Source organism: Fibrobacter succinogenes subsp. succinogenes S85, from assembly GCF_000146505.1.
Taxonomy (GTDB): domain Bacteria; phylum Fibrobacterota; class Fibrobacteria; order Fibrobacterales; family Fibrobacteraceae; genus Fibrobacter; species Fibrobacter succinogenes.
In genome coordinates, this window is the sequence record NC_017448.1 from 2,023,307 (window position 1) to 2,034,852 (window position 11,546).

The 11,546-nt window shown below is 48.2% G+C and carries 14 protein-coding genes and 4 tRNA genes; 6 read left to right on the forward strand and 12 right to left on the reverse strand.

All coding sequences use genetic code 11. From position 1 onward, the window contains the following. Positions 1–56: 56 nt before the first annotated feature. The 12 genes from rplL to FSU_RS08280 all read right to left on the reverse strand — a co-directional run bounded on the left by rplL (position 57) and on the right by FSU_RS08280 (position 4,697). Complete coding sequence (gene rplL / locus FSU_RS08225) at positions 57–431, reverse strand: 50S ribosomal protein L7/L12 (protein WP_015731969.1); 375 nt, start codon at positions 429–431, stop codon at positions 57–59. 51 nt (positions 432–482) lie between these two features. Further along, a complete protein-coding gene (rplJ, locus tag FSU_RS08230) occupies positions 483–1,016 on the reverse strand; it encodes a 50S ribosomal protein L10 (RefSeq protein WP_014545988.1) in 534 nt (177 codons plus the stop codon). An 8-nt stretch (positions 1,017–1,024) separates the two neighbouring features. Further along, entirely contained in the window at positions 1,025–1,711 is a 687-nt protein-coding gene (gene rplA / locus FSU_RS08235; RefSeq protein ID WP_014545989.1) for a 50S ribosomal protein L1, read from the reverse strand. 40 nt (positions 1,712–1,751) lie between these two features. Beyond that, positions 1,752–2,177, reverse strand: a complete 426-nt coding sequence (rplK, locus tag FSU_RS08240) for a 50S ribosomal protein L11 (protein WP_014545990.1) — start codon at positions 2,175–2,177, stop codon at positions 1,752–1,754. A gap of 32 nt (positions 2,178–2,209) precedes the next feature. Continuing rightward, positions 2,210–2,749, reverse strand: a complete 540-nt coding sequence (nusG, locus tag FSU_RS08245) for a transcription termination/antitermination protein NusG (protein WP_014545991.1) — start codon at positions 2,747–2,749, stop codon at positions 2,210–2,212. A gap of 3 nt (positions 2,750–2,752) precedes the next feature. Further along, positions 2,753–2,941 carry a preprotein translocase subunit SecE gene (gene secE, locus FSU_RS08250; protein WP_014545992.1) on the reverse strand — a complete coding sequence of 63 codons (189 nt, stop codon included), beginning with the start codon at positions 2,939–2,941 and terminating at the stop codon, positions 2,753–2,755. A 19-nt stretch (positions 2,942–2,960) separates the two neighbouring features. Beyond that, positions 2,961–3,033: transfer RNA gene (locus FSU_RS08255), tRNA-Trp, on the reverse strand. A gap of 12 nt (positions 3,034–3,045) precedes the next feature. Then, complete coding sequence (rpmG, locus tag FSU_RS08260; protein ID WP_014545993.1) at positions 3,046–3,198, reverse strand: 50S ribosomal protein L33; 153 nt, start codon at positions 3,196–3,198, stop codon at positions 3,046–3,048. Between the two features lie 12 nt (positions 3,199–3,210). Beyond that, positions 3,211–4,395, reverse strand: a complete 1,185-nt coding sequence (tuf, locus tag FSU_RS08265; protein WP_014545994.1) for an elongation factor Tu — start codon at positions 4,393–4,395, stop codon at positions 3,211–3,213. A 23-nt stretch (positions 4,396–4,418) separates the two neighbouring features. After that, positions 4,419–4,490: transfer RNA gene (locus FSU_RS08270), tRNA-Thr, on the reverse strand. Between the two features lie 42 nt (positions 4,491–4,532). After that, a tRNA-Tyr gene (locus tag FSU_RS08275) sits at positions 4,533–4,615 on the reverse strand. A 9-nt stretch (positions 4,616–4,624) separates the two neighbouring features. Then, positions 4,625–4,697: transfer RNA gene (locus FSU_RS08280), tRNA-Thr, on the reverse strand. 338 nt (positions 4,698–5,035) lie between these two features. On the opposite strand from FSU_RS08280, the gene FSU_RS08285 reads away from it, so the two are divergent. The 6 genes from FSU_RS08285 (at position 5,036) to FSU_RS08310 (ending at position 11,258) form a co-directional block, all read left to right on the forward strand. Beyond that, positions 5,036–5,449: an acyl-CoA thioesterase gene (locus tag FSU_RS08285; RefSeq protein WP_014545995.1), complete on the forward strand. Its 414-nt coding sequence runs from the start codon at positions 5,036–5,038 to the stop codon at positions 5,447–5,449. Between the two features lie 18 nt (positions 5,450–5,467). Continuing rightward, entirely contained in the window at positions 5,468–6,763 is a 1,296-nt protein-coding gene (locus FSU_RS08290; protein ID WP_014545996.1) for a replication-associated recombination protein A, read from the forward strand. Between the two features lie 111 nt (positions 6,764–6,874). Continuing rightward, positions 6,875–7,327: a hypothetical protein gene (locus FSU_RS08295; protein WP_041917835.1), complete on the forward strand. Its 453-nt coding sequence runs from the start codon at positions 6,875–6,877 to the stop codon at positions 7,325–7,327. A gap of 46 nt (positions 7,328–7,373) precedes the next feature. Next, positions 7,374–8,621 (forward strand): DUF4153 domain-containing protein, encoded by a 1,248-nt coding sequence (locus tag FSU_RS08300; RefSeq protein WP_041917836.1) that lies wholly within the window; start codon positions 7,374–7,376, stop codon positions 8,619–8,621. Positions 8,622–8,838: 217 nt separating this feature from the next. Then, positions 8,839–9,687, forward strand: coding sequence for a TIGR02147 family protein (locus tag FSU_RS08305; protein ID WP_014545999.1), 849 nt, complete (start codon positions 8,839–8,841; stop codon positions 9,685–9,687). After that, a complete protein-coding gene (locus FSU_RS08310) occupies positions 9,684–11,258 on the forward strand; it encodes an FISUMP domain-containing protein (RefSeq protein WP_014546000.1) in 1,575 nt (524 codons plus the stop codon). Before FSU_RS08305 ends, FSU_RS08310 begins: the two co-directional genes overlap by 4 nt. Positions 11,259–11,546 lie beyond the last annotated feature (288 nt).

The window sequence follows — 11,546 nt, forward strand, 5'->3', positions numbered from 1 at the left end:
AAAGCCCGCACTGTTGTGCAGGCAATTGGTAAGGAAGAATTAATGCAGCAAAAGCATTACTTAAGGGTAACCTTTGCTCCGAGTTCTTCGAGTTTCTTCTTGAGAGCTTCGGCGTCAGCCTTCGGTGCAGCTTCCTTGATGACGCTGTTGGCAGTTTCGACGACCTTCTTAGCTTCAGCGAGGCCGAGACCCGTGATAGCGCGAACTTCCTTGAGGATAGCCATCTTCTTGGCCGGATCGATTTCGGCGAGGATGACGTCGAATTCAGTCTTTTCTTCAGCAGGAGCTGCAGCAGCTGCAGCCATAACTACAGCGCCACCGGCAGCGGCTTCGATGCCGTGGGTTTCTTTAAGGTAGTCAGCCAAAGCCTTGGCTTCGAGAAGGGTAAGACCAACGATTTGATCGCCCAATGCCTTGATATCAGTTGCCATGATGTGTTTCTCCGATTATTCCGTTTAAAATTTTTGGTTTGTGGTTTGTTGTTAAGCTTCCGCTGCAGCAGGGGCTGCTTCGGAACCCGATTCTTTTTCCAGTTTTTCCTGGAGGGTCTTGAGCTGACCGGCGATCGTGGAGCCAGGTCCGAGAGCGATAGAGACGATCATTGCGATCATGCCCTTACGATCCGGAATCTTGGAGAGGTTCACGACTTCGGAGCCCGGCATTGCCTTGCCATCAAGGTAAATGCTCTTGGCAACCAAGAAATCAGGGTTTGCTTTGTGGAATGCTTCAATTTCGCGAGCCGGCAGGAGCGGGTCTTCTTCGAAACCGACCATCACAGACGTTGCGCCAGTGAGGGAGTCGTTGAGACCTTCAACCTTGAGTGCTTCGAGAACGCGCTTGAGAAGAGTGTTCTTCACAGCGTGGTACTTGACACCCTTAGCAGCGAGGGCCTTGCGGAGGGCATTGTCCTTATCGACAGTGATGCCCTGGAAATTGAGCAGATAGACGGCGGTAGCGCCCTTGAAGGACTCGACGAGCGCGTCCACGGTCTGTTGTTTTTTAACTACAGCTTTCATGGTTTCTCCTAGCGCGTCAGTGCCATATCAAGTTTGATGCCCGGGGCCATCGTAGCCGTCAATGTGAGGCTCTTGATGTAAGTGCCCTTAGAAGATTGAGGCTTGTTCTTCACAACAGAGTCGATGACAGACTTCGTGTTTTCAACGAGCTGATCGGCAGTGAAGGAAAGCTTGCCAACCGGAGCGTGGACGTTAGCGCCCTTGTCAACGCGGTAGGAAATCTTACCGGCCTTGAGTTCCTTGACGGTCTGAGCGACGTTAACAGTCACCGTACCAGCCTTGGGGCTCGGCATCATACCACGAGGACCGAGGACACGTGCGACCTTACTAATCACCGGCATCATGTCGGGAGTAGCAACGACGGCGTCAAAATCCAGCCAGCCTTCCTGAATCTTCTGAACCAAGTCGGCACCACCAGCGTAGTCAGCACCTGCGGCTTTGGCAACTTCAAGGTTGTTGTCCTTGCAGAACACCAAGACGCGGACCTGACGACCGGTACCATGCGGAAGCACGACAGTGCCACGAACCACTTGGTCGGAATGTTTTGGGTCCACACCGAGATTGAAGTGTACTTCGACCGTCTGGTCGAACTTCAATTCGGACTTTTTGAGTATTTCGATTGCTTCCTTCAAATCGTACGCTTTGGTGCGATCGAAAGATTCAGCAATCTTTTTGTATTTTTTTCCTCTGAACATGAAATTTTCCTGTCAGATACGTAACGGTGAATTACCTGCCTCAGTCAACCACTTCAATACCCATGGAGCGAGCAGTACCCGCAACCATGCGCTTGGCGGCTTCGAGGTCGATTGTGTTTAGATCCGGCATCTTCTTTTGGGCGATTTCCGTGATCTGGGCTTGAGTGATCTTGCCAACTTTCTTACGGTTGGGTTCACCAGAGCCGCTCTGCACGCCAGTAGCCTTCTTGATGAGGGCCGGAACCGGCGAGACCTTCGTGATGAAGGTGAAGCTCTTGTCAGCGTAGACCGTGATGACGACCGGCACAATCATGCCCTTGTCATTCTGAGTCTTAGCGTTAAACTGTTTGCAGAACTCCATGATGTTCACGCCCTTCTGACCAAGGGCAGGACCTACCGGCGGAGCTGGGTTAGCTGCGCCACCGGGAATCTGGAGCTTAATATAACCTGTGATTTTCTTTGCCACTGTATTATCTCCGTTTCAAAGACCGTAATCAATTATGCGTCGGCGGATTCAACCTGGTTAAAGGCGAGTTCGACTGGCGTAGAACGACCAAAAACGGAAACCATGACCTTGATCTTGGCTTCCATAATTTCATCTACGACGCCCACAAAGCCCTTGAACGGACCTTCCTTGATGCAGACATTTTCGCCAATTGTATACGGAATTTGGATCTCGCCTTCGATGGAGTTTTCAGGATCAACACCCAGAAGACGATCGACCTCGCTCTGACGAAGCGGAATAGGTACTCGAGAAGCGCGAGTCATTCCGCCGAAATGGGTGACACCATTGATGGTGGACACCAGGTGCTGGGTGAGCTCGTCCAGCTCCATTTCAATAATGATATATGCAGGAAACAAATTTTGGACGCTTATCCGACGCTTACCGCGAACGTTGGAAACAACTTCGCGAGTAGGCACGATAATACGTCCAAATTTATCTTGAACGCCTTCGCGCTCAATCATTTGCTCAAGGCGTTTCTTGATATTGTTTTCTTGACCGGTAAAGGTGTGAACGGCATACCACTGCATGGACATACACTAACCTCTACCCATGATGAAATTGACAATCCAAGAGAGCACAAAGTCGAGCCCTGCAATATAGAATCCCATGATAACGCTGAAAAGCATTACAACAAGAGTAGAACCTTTAAGCTCTTCCCAAGTGGGCCAAGTAACCTGTTTCAGTTCTTGGACAGATTCTGATACATATTGCTGAACCTTACGCATTTTTTCTCCGGGAAGTGAGCAGGTCGAGAGGGACTCGAACCCCCAACCAACGGTTTTGGAGACCGTGACTCTACCAATTGAGCTATCGACCTATTCGGACTTCCTTACTTGGATTCCTTGTGAACAGTATGCTTGCGGCAGAAGCGGCAGTACTTCTTGTATTCCACGCGGGAAGGATGAAGACGCTTGTTCTTGTCGCAATCATAGTTGCGCTGATTGCATTCTGTGCATTCAAGCACGATGAGTTCTCTAGGCATTTTTAATCCTGATTACTTGATGATTTCGGTTACAGAACCTGCACCAACCGTGCGGCCACCTTCACGGATAGCGAAGCGGAGCTGCTTTTCCATAGCGATCGGAGCGATGAGGTTCACGTGGATCGTGACCGTGTCACCCGGAGTAACCATTTCGACACCTTCCGGGAGCTGGATCGTACCAGTAACGTCGGTGGTGCGGAAGTAGAACTGCGGACGGTAGCCATTCATGAACGGCGTGTGACGGCCACCTTCGTCCTTCGTGAGAACGTAGATTTCAGCCTTAAATTCGGTGTGCGGAGTGACAGACTTCGGAGCTGCGAGAACCATGCCACGGACGATGTCCTTCTTTTCAGCACCACGGAGGAGGAGACCAACGTTGTCACCTGCCTGAGCGTCGTCGAGGAGCTTACGGAACATTTCAACACCGGTGATGACGTATTCGGTGGTTTCACCGAGACCGATACGTTCAACCTTGTCGTTCAAGCGAACGACACCGCGTTCGATACGGCCAGTAGCGACAGTGCCGCGGCCAGTAATCGTGAACACGTCTTCGATCGGCATGAGGAACGGCTTGTCGGTATCGCGCTGCGGGAGCGGGATGTATTCGTCGCAAGCGTTCATGAGTTCCATGACCTTGTCCTGGTATTCCGGATCGCCTTCGAGGGCCTTGAGAGCGGAACCACGGATGATCGGGGTGTTGTCACCGTCGAAGTCATACTTGGAGAGGAGTTCGCGAACTTCCATTTCGACGAGGTCGAGAATTTCAGCATCGTCAACCATGTCGCACTTGTTCATGAACACGACGATCTTCGGCACGCCAACCTGGTGAGCGAGAAGGATGTGTTCGCGAGTCTGCGGCATCGGACCGTCAGTAGCGGCAACAACGAGGATAGCGCCGTCCATCTGAGCAGCACCAGTCACCATGTTCTTCACATAGTCAGCATGCCCCGGGCAGTCGACGTGTGCGTAGTGACGGTTAGCGGTGGTGTATTCGACGTGAGAAGTATTGATCGTGATACCACGAGCCTTTTCTTCCGGAGCGTTGTCGATTTCATCGAAACGCTTTGCAGCGGCGAGACCCTTAGCAGCGAGAGTCGTGCAGATTGCTGCAGTAAGAGTGGTTTTACCGTGGTCAACGTGACCGATGGTGCCGATGTTGCAATGCGGCTTACTTCTGTCAAAATGTTCTTTTGCCATTATTCTATCTCCATTTTAGTGAGAGCCCAGATCGGGAGTCGGACCCGAGACCTCTTCCTTACCAAGGAAGTGCTCTACCACTGAGCTACCTGGGCATAAGCCCTACGATGCCTTAGACACCGTAGGGCTGATTGTCGTGGGCCGTCGTGGTTTCGAACCACGGTAGGCGTAAGCCAACGGATTTACAGTCCGTCCCCTTTAACCACTCGGGCAACGACCCATTATGTAAAGCCAAAGATAGGAATCGAACCTACGACCGGCTGATTACAAATCAGCTGCTCTACCAGCTGAGCTACTTTGGCGCTTCTCGCCTCAGTTCACTTGAGGAACTAAAGCGTGGCAAATTTAATAAGATTTACCTAGTCTTGTCAACAAGAATTGCGTTTTTTCTTGAAAAAAAATGAAATTTTTCAAAATACACGTAAACAAACTAGCGTAAAGAGTGTTAGTTGAGTGTTGATAGATTTTTAAGTGAAAAAATGAGCACTAATTTTAAGGAAATTTTCTATATTTTCTTTCGTAAAACACACTAACACAAGGAGATGCTCGCTCGGCGGCGGGCATGACAAAGTTCAGTAAGCAAACCCTTTTAGCTTTTCTAATTTGTTGTTCGAACTTAACACCCCCTATATAATTACACATGGAAAACAACTTTTCTTTCAAGACCCGCATTCAAGTCCGCTACGCAGAAACTGACGCTATGGGCGTCGTCCACCACGCTACCTACCCCATCTGGTTTGAACAGGCCCGCGTGGACTTTTTCCGCGCTGTAGGCGCCCCCTACGACGAAGTGGAACGCGAAGGGTTTGCAAGCCCGGTTCTCGAACTCAACGTGCAGTACAAGCGCCCGTGCCGCTTTGGCGATTTTGTTGATGTCGAAACAAAGCTCGTACACGAAGGACGCTGCAAGTACAAGTTCCTCTACCAGGTGACTTTGAACGGCGAACTCTGCACGACCGGTTATTCCGTACACGTATTCACGAAAGGCGGAGTCCCGACACGCGACAAGCCCGAATGCATCAAGAAAGTCGAAGACAAGATTTTTAGCGATTAATTTTTATATAGTATAATCATGGACGCCCCTTTAGCAGAACGCCTACGCCCGCAAAACCTGGACGAGTTTCTCGGACAGAACAAGATTCTTGGACAGCAGAGCCTGTTGCGCAAGAGTCTTGAAAACGACTCCATCCCCAGCATGATTTTCTGGGGACCTCCGGGTTGCGGAAAGACGAGCCTCGCCCACGTGATCCGCCAGCATACCAAGAAGCGCTTTGTCGCGCTTTCGGCAGTTGCAAGCGGCGTGAAGGAAGTCAAGGAAGTTCTCGCGGACGCTCGCCAGATGAAGAAGGCGTTCATGGACACAATCCTCTTCATCGACGAAATCCACCGCTTTAACAAGGGGCAGCAGGACGCACTCCTCGGCGCCGTGGAAGACGGCACGGTAACGCTCATCGGAGCGACCACGGAGAATCCGGGTTTCGAGGTGAATGGGGCTTTGCTCAGCCGTTGCCAGCTGATCCTTTTTGCGCCGTTAAGCAAAGAAGATTTGCGCACTTTGATTTTCAGCGCATTGCGTGACCACCCACGCGGTTTACAGCTCAAAGACGTTGAAGTCGAAGACTCCGTTGTCGACAAGCTTATCGCGCAGTCCGAAGGCGATGCAAGATTTTTGCTGAACCAGCTTGAATGGATAGGCAAGAACCTCGGCGACAACAAGAAAATCGACGAGAAGCTGCTCGAGGAATTCCAGTACAAGAAGCCCCTGCGCTACGACAAGAGCGGCGAAGAGCATTACAACCTCATTTCGGCATTGCACAAGTCCGTGCGCGGTTCCGACCCGGATGCGGCTCTTTACTGGCTCCACAGAATGCTGCAGGGTGGCGAAGACCCGCGATTCATTTTGCGCCGCCTGATGCGCATGAGCATGGAAGACGTGGGACTTGCAGACCCGAACGCACTTTTGCTTGCGACAAGCGCCCGCGAAGCATACGATTTTATGGGAATCCCGGAAGGCTTGATCGCACTCGACGAGCTCGCGATTTACTTGGCGCTTGCGCCCAAGAGCAATAGTATTGAACTTGCGGGAATGAAGGCCGATTCCATCGTGAAGCAGACCGGTACGCTCCCCGTGCCGCGTGCCTACCGCAATTCAGTGACACGCGTCGGGAAACAGCTCGGCTACGGAAACGGCTACGAGTACGATCACGACAGCCCGGGCGGATACTCTGCGCAGGAGCACTTGCCCACGCAACTTGTCGGCACGACGATTTACGAACCCAAGCCGTACGGGCGCGAAAAAGCGCTCGGTGAAAAACTCGCGCAGTTGAAGCAGTTAAAGAAAGAGCGGCAGGAAAAAGAAGGGAAATGAGCCCTGGATCCCCTCCCTGACGGTCGAGGATGACGGTGTGAGGGATGTGAAGGCTCCAGTCATTGACGGTGTGTGGGATATGCGAGCAACACAAAAGAACTTGGAGGGAAAATGGACTTTACAGCAATCAAGAAATACCCGAACCAAATTTCAACGGCGTTTAAAAGGTTCCCTCTTGCATCATTATTTGCCGTATTCTCGACCATCGCATTCTTAATTGTTTGCGAAAGCTTTAACATCCCCAGCGAACAATCCGCCAGATTCATCCTCTGGCTTGCGATTTATCCCATCGCAGCGATGCTCATCGCCCTCAACACTTCACTCGTTCAAGAAGCCCTAAAAAACAGAAACCCCAAAATCCAAGCCATTACAGGCATCGCATGGTTTGTCATTTCATGGTTGATAGTCCTCTATCCAAACACATTAAACGATTATGAAATGAGCCAGACCATAGGAGCGCTCGTTTTCATATACACGACAATCTTTTTGGGCCTATTCGTCGCACCATTCTTTAAACAAAAAAAACGAAAACGCCTTTTGGGTCCACCTGACGAAAACAGTTAAATCTCTCGTCGTCGCCACAATCGTTGCAGGGCTTCTACTTCTTGCAATGGAACTCCTCTTTCTAGGATTCTTCGGCCTATTTGGTTTTACAGACCCTTCCGAAAGGCCTTTCTTATACATATTCATTTTCTGTACGAGCACCGTACTGCCGCTCTTGTTCTTTTCGACACTCCCAACCATTGACGAATGCCTAGAGACAACACCCACGTCAAGCAAATTCGTCACAAGCATTTGCCAATTTTTATTCATCCCGGTACTCGCCGTTTCCATAGCGCTCTTTTACTGCTACATCCTCAAATTTTTCATCATACAGGACATTCCGTACGAAGTCATCATTTGGCTCGTCGTCACTTTCATGGTTTTCATGCTGGCGTTAAACATCGTCATGTACCCGTCACGTCTGAATCCCAATCCGACTCTCGAAAAGAAAGTCCTCAAAATTTTCCCCATCGCCATATTCCCTCTCGTCCTCTTGATGACTTTATCCATATTCCAGTTGATGGCCGACGAAATAGACGAATTGATCATCTACCTTATCGCGACCAACATCTTTTTCTACATCGCCATAGCCATACTGCTCATCAAAAAAATCGAATGCAAGTCCAAATACATGGCCATTGCCTTTTGCGCCATACTCCTCATCGTCTGCGTAGGGCCGCTAAGCGCACCGAATAGCATCAATTACGTTTGGCAAAATAAAATCAAAAACGAACTTACCAAACAAGGCTACACCGAATTTCCGCTGAACGAAGCAAGCACCGAAAAATTCATACAGACGCTCAGGAACAACAACGATTCCGATTCAAGAAAAATCCTTTCGTACATGCTTTCAACAAGTAATTCAGAAAATGCAAGCGTTTCCAAATATTTTTCTACAGAGCGATCTCTAGAGGACATCGACCGACTCGTCCGAGATGCCATGGAAAAGAGTGCAAGCGAAGACACCACCGAAATATTCGATACCTTCGAAGCGAACATCAGCAATGTCAACCAGAATGCGCTTAAGATTCCCCAAGGCGTAAAACAAGCATTCTTCATAAATCTTGATTTCGATAACGACGATTTTCAATACCGTGGCGACACGCTCTCGTTCTTAATCACTATTACAGATGACCAAGACACTTCAAAGCATTCCACTTACGATTTCCGCATTACCAAGCAAGAACTTGAGATAGATTCCTTAAACACCATTGAAACGGACAGCGCTATAATAGGGATTAGGGAATTGCATACGGAGCAATGGTCCAAAACCGGACGATCGCTCAGAATCGACGGGTTACTGTTTATAAAGTAAATCATCACTGGATCCTACAGCTTCTGTCACTCTGGAGCCAAAGGCGATAGAGTCTATTGTCTATACCTTCACTACGTTCAGGATGACGTCACTAAGCTCTACCAACTACCACACCAATGACACACGCTTGTATCATATTTTAAAAATTTCAAAAAAATTTGTAAAAAAATGCCATTTTTTATTATAAAAACACAATTTTTGTAATATTTTTAATTTCATGAAACCAATAATCGAATACAACGATTATCGCCTTTACATGCGAGACTTTTACGAAGAACGTAAAAGGACATCTTACTTTACTTGGCGAGAATTTGCAAGCCTTGCCGGTTTTGTTTCCCCGACCTACCTCAAGCTGGTCTGCGACGGGAATACGCGCCTGAGCAAGCCAGGAATAGCAAAAGTCGCACGAGCCATGGGGCTAGAAGGATTCGACTACACCTATTTCGGGCTGCTCGTCAAATTCGGGAACGCGAAAAGTGCTACAGAAAAGGAGGAGGCACTTCGCGAACTCGGGCGCGAAGCGAGCATGAACAAAATACGCATCCTCGACGCAGACGCATTCCGCTACTACGAGATGCCCACCTGCCCCATCGTGCGTGAACTCGCCCCGCTCATGCCAAATGCGAACCCCTGCGAAATCGCCGATAAAATCCGTGAAAAGACATCGGCGCTCAACGTCCGCGAAATTTTGCAATTCCTGGTAAAATCAGGACTCCTCGTCAAAACGGGCGATGGCACTTACGAACAAACTGAAAAATCCATCAAAGGTTCCAAGGAAGCCATCCCGCTCGCCATCCGCACCATGAACAAGAAGATGGCAGCACTCGCCACACGTTCCATCGAAAAAGACCCCGTCGAAGAACGCAATTTTTCGGGCGTCACCATGGGCATCGACGAATCCGCCTACGCCCGCATCGTTGACGTTATCAACGACTGCCGCAAAAAAGTGATTGACATCGCCCGCGAATGCAAGAACATCAACCAGGTCTATCGACTGAACTTACAACTTTTTCCGCTAACGGACAAAATAAGCAAAAGGGATTGCAAAAAAGGAGGACAACAATGAGCCAGTTGAGATATTTATTTCTCGTTTGCTCCATCGCATTTTTTGCCTGCACCAATGATGTTGCAGGGACTTGGGAAGACGAGAACACGCTCGCTCTACAAAGTTCTTCGAGCGTTGCAGAAAGTTCCGCCGAAAGCTCGTCGAGCGAAACCAAGCCTTCTTCGAGCGAAGAACGCTTATCATCTAGCCAAAAATCATTGTCGTCTAGTTCGGAAACATTAAATTCATCTAGTTCCAGCATCGACGGCATTCATTTCCCTCCCCCAATACAGTGCGCAGTCTCTCCACGCGCATTGAAGGCAGTTGCAACGTATGGTGTGGTAGATGCATTTATTGCAAAACGCGTTGCAGCCCTTACAGAACAGGGGCTTAATTCCGATTCCGCAAAAAACATGGCTACAGAAGAACTTTACCGCGAACTCGGACTAGATACATTATTCCAAGACCGTCCTCAAATTACTGACGAGCAATTAGAATATACTTTGTTCTTCTTGTACAAGAACCGTGAAAAGAAACCATCAGAAGATACTCTATTCTTCTTGTACGAAAACGAAGGTACAAACGAACTGTCCCCAGCAATAGTAGAAGATTTTGCAGACGGCAAACTTGAACCGGAAAATTATTGCATCAATGGAATATCCTTTGCAGACCTAGATTACCTTCCCAAAATGTATTTGAACTTAGGTTGTTATTATGGAGATGAAGTATCTAATTCACTCGCCATCCTTCGTAACATCTGGCGAAAGTGTTCCAATATGCCGTATTGCAACGAAAACGTAGGCGATACAATCATTACCATCGGAAAAGACCATTTTGTATGCGAGAATAAATCGTGGATAACATTAGAAATGCAAGGCAAAGAAATAAACGGCCAAATTTGCAATGAAAATGGATCACGCATAAAAGCCGATTGGGGAGTTTATAGGAATGTCACGTATATATGTCACGAAGGATATTGGCGTAATATATCAGAATCTGCCGACTTGCCAGCGGAATACTTCTTCAATCCTGATTTTGAATATGGAACCTTTACCGACCCTCGCGACGGACACGTCTATAAGACCACCGTATATGAAGGGCAGACATGGCTTGCTCAAGATATAGATTATTACGATAGTTCCGACACACTTTTTTCAAATCAAAGCAGATGCCCCAAAAGTCTAGCTTACAGAGATGTTGATGAAGACAAAAACAAATATTGCAATGGAGCAAGTCGTTTCTATACTGTCAACGCATCTAAGAAAGCTTGTCCAGAAGGATGGAGACTCCCCCGTAAAGAAGATTGGCAAACCATAAGCTACAATGTTAAAACAAATGAAACTCTTAAACTATTTGTAAAAGAATCGCATGTAACAGGCATTTATAGAAATGCAACGGACGAATTCGGTCTATCTTTGCGATTGGATGGTAGTATAGAGTACAGCGGAGGAAGTTGGTATTCTCACAATTATAACATGTTCTGGCTAGAAGAAGGCGAATACGTTAGAACTGGTGATTTTTCCTCTGTTTTTTCGAGCATTGACCCTAGAGGAAACGGCGAATTTATCCCCGTCCGCTGCATAAAGAAGTAAATTAGTTAGCATCGTCATTCTGAGCGACCTCAGGGAGTGAAGAATCCAGTAACATTCTTCATTACATCGTCATCCCGGTCTCTGCATTCTTTGTCATCCCGCACTTGTTGCGGGATCTTCTTTTTGCAATATTCTCGAACTTATCTTATATTTAAAGCAAATGTTGAAATTACTTAAAGAATACCCAAGCTTGATTTTGGCCGCGTTCAAGCGGTTCCCACTCGCCATTGCGTTTGCGTTCTTGACATCAGTTGCGTTCAGCTACTTATTTACAATCAGAGACTATAA

Excerpts from the sequence above, each read along its gene's own strand:
- rplL (WP_015731969.1), bottom strand. The coding sequence starts at position 431 with ATGGCAACTGATATCAAGGCATTGGGCGATCAAATCGTTGGTCTTACC.
- rplJ (WP_014545988.1), bottom strand. The coding sequence starts at position 1,016 with ATGAAAGCTGTAGTTAAAAAACAACAGACCGTGGACGCGCTCGTCGAG.
- rplA (WP_014545989.1), bottom strand. The coding sequence starts at position 1,711 with ATGTTCAGAGGAAAAAAATACAAAAAGATTGCTGAATCTTTCGATCGC.
- nusG (WP_014545991.1), bottom strand. The coding sequence starts at position 2,749 with ATGTCCATGCAGTGGTATGCCGTTCACACCTTTACCGGTCAAGAAAAC.
- secE (WP_014545992.1), bottom strand. The coding sequence starts at position 2,941 with ATGCGTAAGGTTCAGCAATATGTATCAGAATCTGTCCAAGAACTGAAA.
- rpmG (WP_014545993.1), bottom strand. The coding sequence starts at position 3,198 with ATGCCTAGAGAACTCATCGTGCTTGAATGCACAGAATGCAATCAGCGC.
- tuf (WP_014545994.1), bottom strand. The coding sequence starts at position 4,395 with ATGGCAAAAGAACATTTTGACAGAAGTAAGCCGCATTGCAACATCGGC.
- FSU_RS08285 (WP_014545995.1), top strand. The coding sequence starts at position 5,036 with ATGGAAAACAACTTTTCTTTCAAGACCCGCATTCAAGTCCGCTACGCA.
- FSU_RS08290 (WP_014545996.1), top strand. The coding sequence starts at position 5,468 with ATGGACGCCCCTTTAGCAGAACGCCTACGCCCGCAAAACCTGGACGAG.
- FSU_RS08295 (WP_041917835.1), top strand. The coding sequence starts at position 6,875 with ATGGACTTTACAGCAATCAAGAAATACCCGAACCAAATTTCAACGGCG.
- FSU_RS08300 (WP_041917836.1), top strand. The coding sequence starts at position 7,374 with ATGGAACTCCTCTTTCTAGGATTCTTCGGCCTATTTGGTTTTACAGAC.
- FSU_RS08305 (WP_014545999.1), top strand. The coding sequence starts at position 8,839 with ATGAAACCAATAATCGAATACAACGATTATCGCCTTTACATGCGAGAC.
- FSU_RS08310 (WP_014546000.1), top strand. The coding sequence starts at position 9,684 with ATGAGCCAGTTGAGATATTTATTTCTCGTTTGCTCCATCGCATTTTTT.